This is a genomic window from Hymenobacter busanensis (genome assembly GCF_008727865.1).
Taxonomy (GTDB): Bacteria; Bacteroidota; Bacteroidia; order Cytophagales; family Hymenobacteraceae; genus Solirubrum; species Solirubrum busanense.
In genome coordinates this window covers 116,592-130,491 of the sequence record NZ_VTWU01000001.1, presented here as the reverse complement: position 1 = coordinate 130,491, position 13,900 = coordinate 116,592, and the positions used below count along the sequence as shown (strand labels likewise).

Genomic DNA, 13,900 nt, shown 5'->3' with positions numbered 1-13,900 from the left:
CGCCTCTCGGTGCCACAGGCCAGGCACTTTGCTACTTTGCAGCCCGCTTTGCCCCGCTTGCATGAAAAACCTCGCCCGCAACCTCACCTTCCAAGTCCTCACCGCCATTGCCTTGGGCGTATTGCTCGGGGCACTGTTTCCCGGCGTGGGCACGGCCCTGAAGCCAGTGGGCGAGACGTTCATCCGGCTCATCAAGATGCTCATCGCGCCCATCATTTTCCTGACGGTGGTGCTGGGCATCGGTTCCATCGGCAGCCTCAAAAAGGTGGGGCGCGTGGGCGGCAAGGCGCTGCTGTACTTTGAACTCATCACCACTTTTGCGCTGCTCATTGGCGTGGGAGCCGCCAACCTGGTGCAGCCCGGCGCGGGCGTGGATACCAGCGCCGCCACCGCCAAAGCCGCCGAAACCCAGAAGTACGCCGAGCAGGCCGCCGGCATGGACTGGGTAGCGTTTTTCACCCACATCGTGCCCGAAAACCTAGTGGGTGCCTTTGCCGCCGGCGACGTGCTGCAGGTGCTGCTCATTGCCGTGCTTTTCGGCTTGGCCCTCACCCGCGTGCCCGATGCCGTGGGCCGGCCGCTATTGGGCACCTTCGAGCGGCTGAGCCACGTGCTGTTTGGCGTGCTGGGCATGGTCATGAAGCTGGCGCCGCTGGGCGCGTTCGGTGGTATGGCCTACACCATCGGCACCTACGGGCTCGATACGCTTTTGCCGCTGGCCAAGCTCATGGCCTCGGTGTACCTGACGATGGCGCTGTTCATTTTCGGCGTGCTGGGGCTGGTGGCGCGCTACTACAAGTTCAGCTTGTGGCGCTTGTTGGGCTTCATCAAGGAAGAACTGCTGATTGTGCTGGGCACCTCGTCGTCGGAGTCGGCTCTGCCGCGGCTCATCGACAAGCTCACGGCCTACGGCTGCTCCCGCTCGGTAGCGGGACTGGTCATTCCCACCGGTTATTCCTTCAACCTCGACGGCACCACCATTTACCTCTCGATGGCCAGCATTTTCCTGGCCCAGGCCTTCCACGTGCCGCTCACGCTGGGCCAGCAGCTCACCATCATCGGCATTCTGATGCTGACGAGCAAGGGCGCGGCGGGCGTCACGGGCTCGGGTTTCGTGGTGCTGGCCTCTACCTTGGCGGCCACCAAAACCATTCCCGTCGAGGGTATGGCGCTGCTGCTGGGCGTAGATCGGTTTATGTCGGAGGCGCGGGCCATTACCAACATCATTGGCAACGCGGTGGCGACGGTGGTGGTGGCCAAGAGCGAAAACGAGTTCGACGAGGCGCGCAACCAACTGGCCCTGAGCGGCGCGCTGGTGGCCGAAAGCGCAACGGCCGGCACTGTGCCCGAGCATCCGCAGCACGTGGCCTGATGCGCGGCCGTAAATGGCACTTTTGGCAGCCAAAACGCGTTTTCTGCGTAGTTGTATTCGTTTAAATTGACCGCTGCCGCCCGGCGTCTTTTACTTCATTCTTCTGCATGGCTGCACTGCCACCCGATCTGCGCAAAGCCTTACTCAACCTGCCCCAAAAGGAGAAGGACCAGCTCCTGGTGCGCCTCGTGTGCCAGGACAAAGTGCTGACCGAGCAGCTGCAATTTCGCCTGCTCGAAGGCCCGGAAGGCCTCGAAAACCGCCGCGCCCAGCTGCGCGAGCGGCTCGACGACCCCGTGCGCGGCTACCACCAAACCCCCAACGACCTGCTCGTGATTGTGCGGCAGCTGCAGAACATGATCAGCTACCACGCCAAAATCACCGGCGACGCATTTGGCGAAGTGGAGCTGACCACGCGCTTGCTCAACAACGTGTTTCAGGCCCAGCCCGAGGCCGTGGCGCGCCTCACCGGCACCACGCAGCTGCTGCTCAACCACGTGGTGCGCCGTACCGATACGCTCCTGCGCCAAGCCGAAAAGCTGGAGCAGGACTACCACCTGGAGCTGGCCGACGCCATCAACGAGCTGCTGACCAACCTGTGGCGCACCGCCGCCGCCCCCCTCGCCCGCGACCTGGGTCTGCCCAAGCAGTGGGGCGTGTTTCACTAGCTACTCCAGTGCCCGGAATACGATGGGCAGCGTGTAGGCCACCTTCACGGGCTGGCCACCGACGAGGCCGGGCGTCCACCAGGGCATGATGCGCACGAGGCGCAGCGCCTCTTGGTCGAGGCCGGCGCCGAGGCCTTTCACCACCTGCGGGTCGATGATGTGGCCGCGCTCATCGACCACAAACTGCACGTAGACTTTGCCCGAGCGGCCTTTGTTGAGGGCTTCGGTGGGGTATTGTAGCTTTTCGCGTAGAAACTTTCCGAAAGCTTCGGTGCCGCCGGGAAAGGCAGGCATTACGTCGGCGGTGTGGTAAATAGCGGGGGCCGCTGGTGTCGTCACTTGGGCCGCCGAACCTGCTTCGCCGCTGTTGATGGTCAGAGTTCGGTTTTCCTGGGCCCGGGCCGTGGCAGCACCCAGCATCGACAGCGTAACCAACAGCAGAAGAGAACGGTACATAGCGGCAGACTTCGGATGGCGGAAGCTGCGGCAAAGCTATTCGGCTGATGAGCGGCGGGTGTAAAGCGTGCGTTATGCTTGCGTTGCGGTTGCGTTGGTAACACACGTCCGGCCCGCCGGAGTATCCTTTCCGGGCTTTGCACAGTACAACGGAGGAAACCCGGCTGGCCGGGCCGCTCACCCGCTATTTCCTGCTTCCATGTCGTACACGCCCCACCCCGAAAACATGCGCGCGCCGGGCCACCTGAGCCCCAACGAGTTGCGCCAGGCTCTGGACGAGCTCGATGCTAAAATCAAGACCCTGAACGCCCGCGCCAACGCCACCACGGCCGACTCGCCCCACCACTACCACGAGCACGCCGCCGCGCTGGAGGCTAAGCGCAGCAAGCTGGCCGAGCAGCTCGGCAGCACCGCCGACGACGCGCCGGGCAGCGTATGGTCCGACATCAAGCGTGGCATCGACGTGCTGCGGCAGGACATCAGCAAGTTTATTTAAGCCGCGCCCCATGCTAGCCAAACGACTCCTGGGCATTGTGCTGTTGATGTTATTGGGCCTGGCCCTGCATGCCTGTACCGCGCAGGAAAGCTTTCAGAATGCCGAGCAGTGCCAGAAAGTAACCGTGGGCATGACGCAGGAACAGGTGCGCCGCCTCATGGGTGAGCCCACCGGCCACGACGCCGCCACCGACGGCGGCCAGACGTGGTCGTACCTCTTTGGCAGCGCCACCGATACCCAGCCCATCAAGGTCGTGTTCGGCCCCGACAACCGCGTAGCCAGCACGCAATGCGCCCCGCAGGCCGCCGGCAACGAGCGGCCCGACGCCAGCACCAACAACCCATAGCTTTTTCTCGTCTTCAGCTTACCAAGCGGCCCGAACCATTCGGGCCGCTTTTTTTGCGCTCAACCGGCCCGCCACTCGCCCCCCGCTTTTTACCACTCGCCCGTCGACCCTACCGTTCGGCTAGCTTTGGCTTTCCATGCGCTCATCGGCACTTCACCTTTGGAACATCAACCACGCTCCAAACCCGCTGACGACCATGAAACGCACTGCCTCCTTCCTCCGCCTTGCCGCCGCTGCCTTGCTGCTGAGCGCCACTTCCGCTGCCTTGCCGGCCGTTGCGGCAATTCCCGCCAGCCGCGTAGCCGACAATCCTGCCGCGCACCCCAACTTCACGGTGCGGGTGGTGGGCAAAGGTCAGCCGGTGCTGCTCATTCCGGGCCTCACCTGCCCCGGCGCAGTGTGGGACGAAACCGTGGCCCATTACCAGACCCAGTACCAGTGCCACGTTGTGTCGCTGGCCGGGTTTGGCGGCGCGGCGGCCCCAGCCAGTACCGAGCACCTGCTGCAAAACGTGCGCGACCAGCTGCTGGCCTACATCAAAACCCAGAAGCTCACCCGGCCGGCCATCATCGGCCACAGCCTGGGCGGGTTCATGGCCCTGTGGATGAGCGCCACCCAGCCTGAGGCCGTCGGCCCGTTGGTGATTGTCGATTCGCTGCCGTTTCTGTCGGCCATTCAGAACCCGGCCCTGACGGCCGAAGCCGCCAAGCCCCAGGCTGAGGCCACGCGCCAGCAAATGAGCCGCGGAGGTAAAATGCCCGCCGCCATGCAGCGCCAGATGCTGGCCTCGATGATAACCGACACGGCCCGCATGACCGTGGCTGGCCGCTGGAGCACTGCCTCCGACCCCGCTACCGTGGCCCAGGCCATGTACGACATGAGCACCACCGATTTGCGCGCCGACGTGGCCCGCATTCAGCAGCCGGTGCTGGTGCTGGGAGCCTGGGCGGCCTACAAGCCCTACGGCGCTACCAAGGAAAGCACGCGGGCCATTTTCGCGCAGCAATACGCCAAGCTCCCGCAGCACCGCATCGAAATGTCGGAAGCCGGCAAGCACTTCCTGATGTGGGACGACACGCAGTGGTTTCTGAACCAGGCCGATGCCTTCTTGCAGCAGCACGCCCCGGCCAAGAAAGCCGCCGGCAAGACCAAGCAGAGCTAAGTCGCGCTTCGCTTTGCAGCCCCCGCGTCGTCGTCGGTCGAGCGGGGGCTTGCGGCGGTCCGGCGCCGCGCCCGTTGCTTTTCCCGCTGTATTTTGCCGCTCATGGCCTCTACTTCCTTTGCTACGCCCCGCCGCCGACGCCTCTACTGGCTGCTCCAGTCCCTGGGCTGGGCGCTTTACGGCTTGCTGGGGCTGGTGCTGATTGTGGCCTTCAGCCGCAAGTTTCAGCCATTTATTCTGCTCGTGGAATTCTATGTAGCCATTACGCTGCTTGGGCTGAGCCACTTGCTGCGCAACTACGCCAAGCGCCACGACTGGCTGAGTTTGCCGGTGGGGGCGCTGTTTTGGCGCCTGCTGATTGCCCACACGGTGGTAGCGGCACTCAGTCAGGTTATCATCGGCACGTTGTCGGCGCTGTCGTTGCGCGTCAGTGGCACGCCGCCGCAGCCGTTTCACTGGATGCAGTTCATCGGCTACGCCATCAACGTGGAGTTTGTGATGTGGCTTTGGTCGCTGCTCTATTTTGGGCAGCACTACCTGGAGCGGTACCGGCAGGTCGAAATCGACAAATGGAAGCTGACGGCGGCCGTGCGCGAGGCCGAGATGCAGACGCTCAAGGCCCAGATCAACCCGCACTTTCTCTTCAACGGGCTCAACAACATCCGCAGCCTCATCGGCGAAGACCCCGACCGCGCCCGCGACATGCTCTCCCACCTGTCGGAGCTGCTGCGCTACGCCATTCAGCTGAACCGCACCGAGCAGGTGCCGCTGGGCCGCGAGTTGGCCGTGGTGCGCGACTACCTCCAGCTCGAGTCGTTGCAGCTCGAAGAACGCCTGCGCTACACCATCGACGTGCCCGCCGACTGCCTCGCGGTGCAGGTGCCGCCCATGCTGGTGCAGGTACTCGTGGAAAACGCCATCAAACACGGCTTGTCCTCGCGCCCAGCGGGCGGCGAGCTGCACATCCAGGCTTGCTGCACGGGCGCCGAGTTGCAGCTTCGCGTCGAAAACACCGGCCAACTTGCTCCCACCGGCCACCCCAAGCCCGACGGCACCGGTACCGGCGTGCACAACGTGCGCGAACGGCTGCGGCTGCTCTTCGGCGAGCGGGCCGAACTGCGTCTGGAGCAGGCCCAGCCCGACACCGTAGCCGCCCAGGTGCGCATTCCTTTGCAGGGCACGCCGGTTGCGCCAGCGCCTACCTTTCCTTACGCCACCTCATGAACATTCTCCTCGTTGACGACTCCCGGCTGGCCCGCCAGGAACTGCGCCGCCTGCTCCAGCGCCACCCCGATGCAACCGTGGTGGGCGAAGCCGCCCACGCCGACGAAGCCCAGCAGCGCATCGGCGAGCTGCAGCCCGACGTGTTGCTGCTCGACATTCACATGCCGGGCCGCTCGGGTTTCGAGCTGCTGGCCGGCCTCGACGGCGCCGTTCCGCAGGTCATCTTCACCACCGCCTTCGACCAGTATGCAGTACAGGCCTTCGAGGTAAATGCCCTCGACTACCTGCTCAAGCCCGTGGACGAGCAGCGCCTGGCCGCCGCCCTGGCCAAAGCCCGCATGGCCCTGGTGGCCGAAGCGGAACCCGAAACCGCCGAACCACCTGCCGCCCGCGAGCTGCTGCGCGAAACCGACCAGGTGTTTGTGAAAGACGGCGAGCGGTGCTGGTTTGTGCGCCTCGCCGACGTGAAGCTGCTGGAAGTGGCCGACAACTACACCCGTGTGCATTTTCACGACGTGCGCCCGCTCATCACCCGCAGCCTGCAGCACCTCGAAGCCCGCCTCGACCCGAAGGTGTTTTTTCGCGCCAACCGTCAGCAGATCATCAACCTCAAGTGGATTGAAAGCGTGGAGCCGTGGTTTAGCAACACCCTCAAAATCAGACTGCGCGGCGGTCAGGAAGTGGAAGTATCGCGCCAGCAGTCCATCCGCTTCCGCGAGGCCCTGAGTTTATAAGAAGAATTACTGAGCCCTGCGGGTGGGCACAGCCGCCTGCATCCTTGCGGCTTTGTATCATTTTACTGCTGAACGCAGTATACACCGTAGCAGCCGGTTGCGGCTCTGGAAACAGGGCTGTATTTCCTCCCACCACTCACCGCTGCCAGTACTTCTTAACTCTCAACTTCGCCATGAAAATAGCCCTACTGCTCTCGTTTGCCGCTTTGGTAGCCTGCGGAGCCTGTTCACGCGACGAAACCACTTTTCAGAACCCCAAGAGCAGCTACGGCACGGTGAAAACCCGGGCGCCGCAGCGCCAGAACGACCGGTCCCGCTTCAAGGAAGACCGCGAAAAGAAAAACGGCACGCTGGGTTTTGGCTTGTCTGACCAGACGAACAACCCCTACAAATTTCAGACGGTGAAGGCGCCCAAGAAATACAAATACACCAAGCCCAAGGGCTACTAGCCTGAACGTTGCAAACGAAAAAGCCCCGCCGGAAGAATCCAGCGGGGCTTTTTTGTGGGGCGGCTTGTTGCTTAGCCAGCTACCGGTTCGCGGAAGCCCACCCAGGTAAAGCGCTTTAGCACAAACTCGGGGTTGGTGAACGATGCGTTGCCGGCCGGGTTGCCGCCGGTCACGTGGAAGTCGGAGAAGGCGGCGTTCTGGTTCACGTAGATGCCGCCCGTCAGGTTGAAGCTCACGGCGGTGCCCGCCAGGCTCATTTCGTCCTTGATTTCCTCCTTGATCTGCTCGTCGGTGGTGTAGGCCGCGCAGCTAATGGCGCCGTGCTCCCGCGCCAGCTCGGCCGCCAGCCGGATGCTCTCGTGCGTGTCTTTGGTCTTGATGGCCAGCATGATGGGACCGAACAATTCCTGGCTGAAGTGCTCCTTCTGGGTGGCGTCCAGCTCGTATAACGAGGGCGAGCAGGTGCGCGCGTTCTGGTACTGCGGGTTGTCTACCGTGCCGTGAGCCAGCGCGTTGCGGTGGCCGCGGCCGGCCATATCGGCTACGCGCTGCTGCGTGGCCGGGTTCTGGATGGCGCCCAGCACGTGCGGCGCGGCTTTGGGGTTGGTAGCCAAGCCCTGCACGGCACCGGCCAGCTTCTGCACCACTTCCTCGTAGGGCACCAGCGTGCCGGCCACTTTCACGCCCTGCTCGGGAATGAAGAAGTTTTGCGGCGCGGTGCACATCTGGCCCGAGTACAGGCTGACGGAAAACGCGAGGTTCTGCACGACCTTGTCGAGGTCGTCGCAGGAGTCGAGAATGACCGAGTTGACGCCGGTTTTCTCGGTGAAGACCACTTTCCCCTGGCTTTGCAGGCTCTCAATGTAGTTGCCGAACTCGGTGCCGCCGGTGTAGTCGATGAGCTTCACGGACGGGTTTTCGGCCAGCTCCTTCGTGATGAGCCGGTCGTTGGCGTCGACGCCCAATTGGCAGATGGTAGCGGGCAGGCCGTGGGCCACCAGCACTTTCTGCACTTCGGCCACCACAATGGCAATGGGCAGCACGGCCTTGGGGTGCGGCTTGATGATAACGGGGTTGCCCGTTACGAGCGAGGCAAACATGCCGGGCACGGTGTTCCAGGTGGGAAACGTGGCGCAGCCGATTACCAGGGCCACACCCTTGGGCACGGCCCGCCAGCTTTTGTTGAGGCTGATGGTGTATTTGCCCATCGGCTTGTCCCACTGCGTGGTTTCGGGGAAGCGCGTCTGCTCCTCGTAACCAGCCGCCACGGCCTCCAGGGCGCGGTCGGCGGCGTGCGGGCCCGACGCCTGGAACGACATCATGTATGCTTGCCCGGTGGTGTGCATGGTGGCGTGGGCAATTTCGAAGAAGCGCGTCTTCATGCCTTCCAGCGCCTCGATGAGGATGGCGGCGCGGTCGGCAGGCTTGAGCTTGCGCCACGGGCCGAAAGCCTCTTGGGCATTGCGCACCAGGGTTTCGGGCGCGTAGAACGGGTAGGTGATGCCCAGCGGCTGCTGCTCGTAGGGCGAGTCTTCCTGGCCGGCCCAGGCTTCGGGCGCGCCTTGCTGCAGTTCGGCAAAGGGCTGGTTGCGGCGGGCGTCGTAAGCGGCGCGGCCTTGGGCGTCGGCGTCGGCTCCGTATACATCGGGCGACGGATTTTCGGGGTAATGCGCGAAGAACGTGCGGCCGTGCAGGGCCTGTACGGCTTGGTCCAGGGTGGCTTGGTGCTTCTGGGTGGTGTCGGTCATACCGCGGAGTTGGAAGTTGAGGGGATATTGGGGAATGTTGGTCGAAAAGATGCGGCCCGAGTGCGGCCGGGCGGCTAAATTTACGTAGTTAGGCTCGACCGGTCCTATCACATCATTTGTATCGATGAAACAGTTTCTACCTCTGCTAGTTGCGACCTGCGGTTGGTTGTCGGCCTTGCCCGTGGCCCAGGCCCAGCAGCCGCTCACGGCTACCCTCGATGCCCCCTCGCCCACCCTGCCCGGCGCGGCGGTGTTCAAGCTCAAACCAGGCGCTAATATCAGGCAGCTGGAGGCCGCGCTGAACCAAGTGCAAGCCACCGGCTTGCAGCAGAAGTTTCCGCGCGCCGTGCCGCCCTCGCCCGAAAAGCCGGGCAGCGTGGAGCTGCGCACCATCTATCGGTTCAGCTACCCCGCCGAAGCAGCCTTCGGCAAAGTGCGCCAAACGCTGCTGGGCACCGGCGCCGTGGAGTACGTGGAGCCGCTCTATCAACGTCAGCCGCTGTACCAGCCCAACGACCCCGCCGCCGACTCGACCGTAGCCGGCGGGCAGTTTTACCTGAAAAGCGTACGCGCCTACGCCGGCTGGGACATCAGCAAAGGTGATTCGTCGGTGGTTATCGGCATCACCGACACCGGTACGCGCTTTACGCACCAGGAACTGCGCGGCCAGGAAAAGCGCAACTACGCCGACCCCATCAACGGCCTCGACGACGACAACGACGGCTTCGTCGACAACTTCCGCGGCTGGGACACCGGCGACAACGACAACAACCCCACCACGGCAAGCGGCGGCTCCAACGGCCACGGCGTGCTGGTGGCCGGCTGTACCTCGGCCCGCCCCGACAACGGCAAAGGCATTGCGGGCGTGGGTTTCAACTGCCGCTACCTGCCCATTAAGATTTACGCCACCACACCGGGCGGCGCATTTGGCGGCTTCGAGGGCATCGTGTACGCCGCCGACCACGGTTGCCGCATCATCAACGCCTCGTGGGGCGGCGTGGGCGGCAAGTCGCAGTTCGAGCAGGATGCCGTGAGCTACGCCGCCATCAACCGCGACGCGGTGGTGGTGGTGGCCGCTGGCAACACCAACGCCGAGCTGGATTTCTACCCCGCCTCCTATGACAACGTGGTATCGGTGGCGGCCTTGGAACCCAACGACGCCAAAGGCGCCAGCAACACCTACAGCTACCACGTCGACCTCTCGGCGCCCGGCCAGCAGATTCTGACCACCACCTTCAACAACGACAGTTCCTACGCGGCTGTCGGCGGCTCGTCGTTTGCGGCGCCCATTGTGGCGGCCGCCGCCGGGCTGGTGCGTAGCAAATACCCGCAGCTCTCGGGCGCGCAGGTGGCGGCGCTGCTGCGCCAAACCACCGACGACATTTACAGCGTGCCCGGCAACGCGGCCTACCTGGGCCGCCTCGGCACCGGCCGCCTGAACATCAAGCGCGCCTTGGCGCTAGCACCCACCGCGCAGGCCGTGTCGGTACGCAGCCAACTGAGCGTGGCCCAGTTGGTGCCCGCCAGCTCGGCCACCCTCACGCTCACGGTGCAAAACCTGCTGCAACCCGTGCAGGGCCTGATGCTGACGGTTACCTCGCTCACGCCGGAGCTGGTGGTGGCCGGCGGTAGCCCCGCTACGGTGGGCAATCTGGCGACCAATGCCACCGCCTCGGTGCCTCTGCAACTGAGCGTATCCGGCACGGCCGCACCCAACGCCCGGGGCGTTTTGCGCTGCCGCTTCACCGCGCCCAACGGCTTTCAGGACGACCAATACGTGGTGCTGGAGCTGAACCCCGACTACGTGGTGCTGACGGCCAACGACCTGCACCTGACCGTAACCAGCCGCGGCAACCTCGGCTACGAAGGCTTGAACGCCGACATCGGCCGTAGCGTGAGCTACCGCAACTCGCCGCCGCTGCTGAGCGAAGGCGGCCTGCTGGTAGCCACCAACGCCACCCACGTGGCCGACCGCCTGCGCGGCACGCCCAACTCCCGCTCCGATCAGGACTTCTTCAGCCAGCAACCCATTCGGTTTCTGCCCTCCGTGGGCAATGCGCAGCAGGCCCGCGGCACGTTCCAGGATTCCTTGCCCAGCCTGAGCCGCAACCGCGGCATTGGCGTGCGCGTGCGGCAACGCGCCCTGGCCTGGGCTGCCCCAGCCGCCGACCGCGACTACGCCATTGTGGAGTACACCCTGCGCAACCTCACGCCCGACACATTGAAGCCTTTGCACGCCGGCCTTTTCATGGATTGGGACGTGCCCGCCGAAGCCGGCCGCAACGTAGCCGCCTGGGACTCCGTGCGCGCCCTGGGCTACGTGTACGACGTGCTGCGGCCCTCGCTCTACACGGGCGTGAAGCTGATTCAGCGCCCGGCCTTGGCTGCTAGCTACTACGCCCTCGAAAACAACGCTCTCGTAACCGCACCTGTGGCCTTACGCGACGGTTTTTCAACGGCCGAGAAATTCCTTACCCTAAGCTCCGGCACCCGCCAGCGCACCGCTGGTGGCACCGCCGGCTCGGATGTGTCGCACGTGGTGGGCGCGGCCCTAAAGCGGCTGGCGCCCAACGACTCGGTAACGGTGGCGTTTGCCGTGCTGGCTGCCCCCACGCTGGCGCAGCTTCAGGCGGCCGCCGATGCTGCTCAGATTCGCTACCTGCAGGTGCTGCCGAACCGGGCGGCTACCGCACAGGCCGCGGGTTGGCAGGTATACCCCAACCCGGCCAGCGCGTTCGTGCGGGTCACCGCGCCGACAACCGGAGCTGCCCCGATGCAACTGCGCCTGCTCGATTTGGCCGGCCGCACCGTCAGAACATGGTCGTGGGCGGGAACCGCACCCGCAATGGAGTTGGATGTACGAGGCGTGGCCAACGGCCTCTACGTACTGCAGATGGAGGGTGCTACTGGCAGTATCGGCACCCAGAAACTCGCACTGCAGCTATAGTTCAAGGAAAACGCCCAGCAGCATCATGCACACACTTGCCAGAGGTTCTGCCAGTCGGTAGTGTAGGCCGGGGAGCGAAAATTGTGCCTTCCCTCCCACTTTTGTTCCTGCAAACCGGCGGCGGCATAGCGCACCGTTGATTGCCCAAAACGTTGGTTCAAGGCATCGAGGCGAGTCATGAGTTGCTGGCTGCGCTGTAGTTGCTCAGGCGTTTGGGTGAACAAGCCGAGCTGGGTCTGGCCCATCGGCTCCAGGCCACTCAGCATCACGCCGGCGCGGTGGTATGCCGTGCCCGGCCGCAGTAGCCGACGCAGCCGTTCCAGGGCCGCCCGTGTCAGCTCGCCGGTATCGTGGGTGGCGGCGGGCAGCGTGGCTACGGCGGTGAAGGTATGCGGCTGGGGCGCCTGCCTATCGGTGCCCAGCAGCACCGTGAGTACCTGCGCGCTTAGGCCGTGGCGGCGCAGCTTTTCAGCGGCGCGGGCCACAAAAGAGGCTACGGCTTCGCCCAACACCGCTGGGTCGCGCTGCGGCCGACCAAACGAGCGGGTGTGCGCCACGCTGTGGCGGCGGGCGGGTCGTTCCTCGTCTTCCAGTGCGGCGGGGTCGAAATCGAGGCAGGGCTGGCCGTGCAACTCCTGCCACAGGCGCACACCTACCACGCCGCCCAGATGGCGGCGCACCCAGCCTTCGGGCATGGCGGTTAGGTCGGCCGCTGTTACTAGGCCCATTTCCAGCAGCTTCTTGCCGTATCTGCGGCCGATGCCCCACACCTGCTCAATGGGCGTAGCAGCCAGCGCGGCTTGGCGCTGGGCATCGGTTTCCAGCGTCACAACGTTGTGCCCGGTGCGGCGGTTGGTGAGGCGGTTGGCGAGCTTGGCCAGGGTTTTGGTCGGGGCCACGCCCACGCAGGTCGGAATGCCGACGTGCTGCAGCACCGCCGCCCGGATATCGGAGCCGTATTGACTCAGGCTTTGCCCGCGGCGCAGAAACTGCGTGCCGTCTAGGTTCAGAAAGGCTTCGTCGATGGAATACACGTCTACTTCGGGCACCCAGTCGCCGAGCACCCGCAGCACGCGCCGGCTCATGTCGCCGTACAACGCGTAGTTCGACGAAAACACCCGCACCCCGTGCTGCTGCAGCGCCGGTCGTGCCAAATGGTACGGCTCGCCCATCTTGAAACCCAAGGCTTTGGCTTCGTCGGAGCGCGCAATGAGGCAGCCGTCGTTGTTGCTGAGCACTACCACCGGCTGGCCATTCAGGCGCGGCTCAAATACCCGCTGGCACGACACGTAAAAGTTGTTGCAGTCGACCAGCGCAATCATGGGCGGCGGGCAACAGGCTTCCGGACCGCCGGCGACGTTTTAGGTTTTGCTCCCTGAAACGAATGAATAACGTGCGTCACCACGCCCCACAGATGCAGGCCGCCCTCGGCCACGGCAATGGGCGCGTACCGCTCATTGGCGGCATCGAGCCAGGGCCGGCCGTTGCGGTAGCGCAGGCACTTCAGGGTTTGCTCGTCTTCGATCAGCGCCACTACAATGCTGCCCTCCCCCGCTTGCAGGCTGCGGTCGACGGCCACGATGTCGCCCGAGCGAATGCCCACGCCCACCATCGAGTCGCCGCTGACGCGGGCCAGAAAGGTGGAAGCCGGGTGCGCGAATAGCAGTTCGTACAGGTTCAGCGGGGCGTCCGGGAAATCATCGGCCGGCGACGGGAAGCCGGCCGGCACCGGACAGGCAAACAAGGGCAGCGTGAAGCCGGCCCAATCAACAGCAACGGAAAAAGGCGTAATGGACGTCATGAAGCAGGCTGGCCCACACCAATGCGGCAACCAACGCTGCTATTTACTAATTTTTTTAGTATCAGGTTTTCAACGCAGGTTGGATTAGTTCCAGAGCGTAGAACTTTTTACGCTACTAAATCGAATTAATATATTTTTAATCCTATCCACAGGCGCCATTACCGAGTAAATGCTCAAATTTTTCCTACCTAACATTTTTAGATTTGATCAAATATTCTTATTTTTGGATATGCGTAGAACAAAGAAGACCTCACTACCCGTGTCACTCCCTGTCCAGCAGTACGCGCGCTGCATTGATGCCAGCCGACGCCCCGCCGACCACATCGGTGATTGGCCCGAAAGCGGCCGTGTTTACCCCATTGAGTACAAGCGTAACGCCCGCACCGGCGAGCCGCAAGTACACGTGTTGGGCTTTTACGCGGAGCGGCCGTACGGCGCGTTTGCCGCCCGACGCTTCGAGCATGTGGTGGAATTGTGGCTGAACTAGCCCGCTTTTT

The 13,900-nt window shown here is 63.9% G+C and carries 14 protein-coding genes; 10 read left to right on the top strand and 4 right to left on the bottom strand.

The genetic code is table 11. The features are described from left to right. Positions 1–61 precede the first annotated feature (61 nt). Positions 62–1,372 carry a dicarboxylate/amino acid:cation symporter gene (locus tag F0P96_RS00550; protein ID WP_151076806.1) on the top strand — a complete coding sequence of 437 codons (1,311 nt, stop codon included), beginning with the start codon at positions 62–64 and terminating at the stop codon, positions 1,370–1,372. Positions 1,373–1,479: 107 nt separating this feature from the next. After that, a complete protein-coding gene (locus F0P96_RS00545; protein WP_151076805.1) occupies positions 1,480–2,040 on the top strand; it encodes a hypothetical protein in 561 nt (186 codons plus the stop codon). Here F0P96_RS00545 and F0P96_RS00540 read toward each other — a convergent pair whose 3' ends face one another. Next, positions 2,041–2,496: an energy transducer TonB gene (locus tag F0P96_RS00540; protein ID WP_151076804.1), complete on the bottom strand. Its 456-nt coding sequence runs from the start codon at positions 2,494–2,496 to the stop codon at positions 2,041–2,043. 199 nt (positions 2,497–2,695) lie between these two features. Here F0P96_RS00540 and F0P96_RS00535 point away from each other — a divergent pair, with 199 nt between their 5' ends. The 6 genes from F0P96_RS00535 (at position 2,696) to F0P96_RS00510 (ending at position 6,907) form a co-directional block, all read left to right on the top strand. Continuing rightward, complete coding sequence (locus F0P96_RS00535) at positions 2,696–2,992, top strand: sll1863 family stress response protein (RefSeq protein ID WP_151076803.1); 297 nt, start codon at positions 2,696–2,698, stop codon at positions 2,990–2,992. 10 nt (positions 2,993–3,002) lie between these two features. Further along, positions 3,003–3,338 carry an outer membrane protein assembly factor BamE gene (locus F0P96_RS00530; RefSeq protein ID WP_151076802.1) on the top strand — a complete coding sequence of 112 codons (336 nt, stop codon included), beginning with the start codon at positions 3,003–3,005 and terminating at the stop codon, positions 3,336–3,338. 196 nt (positions 3,339–3,534) lie between these two features. Beyond that, a complete protein-coding gene (locus F0P96_RS00525; protein ID WP_151076801.1) occupies positions 3,535–4,500 on the top strand; it encodes an alpha/beta fold hydrolase in 966 nt (321 codons plus the stop codon). A 102-nt stretch (positions 4,501–4,602) separates the two neighbouring features. Continuing rightward, on the top strand, positions 4,603–5,724 hold the full coding sequence (locus F0P96_RS00520; protein WP_151076800.1) for a sensor histidine kinase: 1,122 nt from the start codon (positions 4,603–4,605) through the stop codon (positions 5,722–5,724). After that, positions 5,721–6,458, top strand: coding sequence for a LytR/AlgR family response regulator transcription factor (locus F0P96_RS00515; RefSeq protein ID WP_151076799.1), 738 nt, complete (start codon positions 5,721–5,723; stop codon positions 6,456–6,458). Before F0P96_RS00520 ends, F0P96_RS00515 begins: the two co-directional genes overlap by 4 nt. Positions 6,459–6,631: 173 nt before the next feature. Then, entirely contained in the window at positions 6,632–6,907 is a 276-nt protein-coding gene (locus tag F0P96_RS00510) for a hypothetical protein (protein ID WP_151076798.1), read from the top strand. A 71-nt stretch (positions 6,908–6,978) separates the two neighbouring features. Here F0P96_RS00510 and paaN read toward each other — a convergent pair whose 3' ends face one another. After that, positions 6,979–8,655 (bottom strand): phenylacetic acid degradation protein PaaN, encoded by a 1,677-nt coding sequence (gene paaN, locus F0P96_RS00505; protein WP_151076797.1) that lies wholly within the window; start codon positions 8,653–8,655, stop codon positions 6,979–6,981. 124 nt (positions 8,656–8,779) lie between these two features. On the opposite strand from paaN, the gene F0P96_RS00500 reads away from it, so the two are divergent. Beyond that, on the top strand, positions 8,780–11,602 hold the full coding sequence (locus F0P96_RS00500; protein ID WP_151076796.1) for a S8 family serine peptidase: 2,823 nt from the start codon (positions 8,780–8,782) through the stop codon (positions 11,600–11,602). Positions 11,603–11,625: 23 nt separating this feature from the next. Here F0P96_RS00500 and F0P96_RS00495 read toward each other — a convergent pair whose 3' ends face one another. Together F0P96_RS00495 and F0P96_RS00490 are read right to left on the bottom strand one after the other, a co-directional pair. Then, entirely contained in the window at positions 11,626–12,924 is a 1,299-nt protein-coding gene (locus tag F0P96_RS00495) for a Y-family DNA polymerase (RefSeq protein ID WP_151076795.1), read from the bottom strand. Beyond that, entirely contained in the window at positions 12,921–13,403 is a 483-nt protein-coding gene (locus tag F0P96_RS00490; protein WP_151076794.1) for a LexA family protein, read from the bottom strand. Before F0P96_RS00490 ends, F0P96_RS00495 begins: the two co-directional genes overlap by 4 nt. A gap of 259 nt (positions 13,404–13,662) precedes the next feature. Here F0P96_RS00490 and F0P96_RS00485 point away from each other — a divergent pair, with 259 nt between their 5' ends. Continuing rightward, entirely contained in the window at positions 13,663–13,890 is a 228-nt protein-coding gene (locus F0P96_RS00485) for a hypothetical protein (RefSeq protein ID WP_151076793.1), read from the top strand. Positions 13,891–13,900 lie beyond the last annotated feature (10 nt).

What these genes read in the sequence shown, in the direction of transcription:
- F0P96_RS00550 (WP_151076806.1), top strand. Translation starts at nt 62, where the DNA reads ATGAAAAACCTCGCCCGCAACCTCACCTTCCAAGTCCTCACCGCCATT.
- F0P96_RS00545 (WP_151076805.1), top strand. Translation starts at nt 1,480, where the DNA reads ATGGCTGCACTGCCACCCGATCTGCGCAAAGCCTTACTCAACCTGCCC.
- F0P96_RS00540 (WP_151076804.1), bottom strand. Translation starts at nt 2,496, where the DNA reads ATGTACCGTTCTCTTCTGCTGTTGGTTACGCTGTCGATGCTGGGTGCT.
- F0P96_RS00535 (WP_151076803.1), top strand. Translation starts at nt 2,696, where the DNA reads ATGTCGTACACGCCCCACCCCGAAAACATGCGCGCGCCGGGCCACCTG.
- F0P96_RS00530 (WP_151076802.1), top strand. Translation starts at nt 3,003, where the DNA reads ATGCTAGCCAAACGACTCCTGGGCATTGTGCTGTTGATGTTATTGGGC.
- F0P96_RS00525 (WP_151076801.1), top strand. Translation starts at nt 3,535, where the DNA reads ATGAAACGCACTGCCTCCTTCCTCCGCCTTGCCGCCGCTGCCTTGCTG.
- F0P96_RS00520 (WP_151076800.1), top strand. Translation starts at nt 4,603, where the DNA reads ATGGCCTCTACTTCCTTTGCTACGCCCCGCCGCCGACGCCTCTACTGG.
- F0P96_RS00515 (WP_151076799.1), top strand. Translation starts at nt 5,721, where the DNA reads ATGAACATTCTCCTCGTTGACGACTCCCGGCTGGCCCGCCAGGAACTG.
- F0P96_RS00510 (WP_151076798.1), top strand. Translation starts at nt 6,632, where the DNA reads ATGAAAATAGCCCTACTGCTCTCGTTTGCCGCTTTGGTAGCCTGCGGA.
- paaN (WP_151076797.1), bottom strand. Translation starts at nt 8,655, where the DNA reads ATGACCGACACCACCCAGAAGCACCAAGCCACCCTGGACCAAGCCGTA.
- F0P96_RS00500 (WP_151076796.1), top strand. Translation starts at nt 8,780, where the DNA reads ATGAAACAGTTTCTACCTCTGCTAGTTGCGACCTGCGGTTGGTTGTCG.
- F0P96_RS00495 (WP_151076795.1), bottom strand. Translation starts at nt 12,924, where the DNA reads ATGATTGCGCTGGTCGACTGCAACAACTTTTACGTGTCGTGCCAGCGG.
- F0P96_RS00490 (WP_151076794.1), bottom strand. Translation starts at nt 13,403, where the DNA reads ATGACGTCCATTACGCCTTTTTCCGTTGCTGTTGATTGGGCCGGCTTC.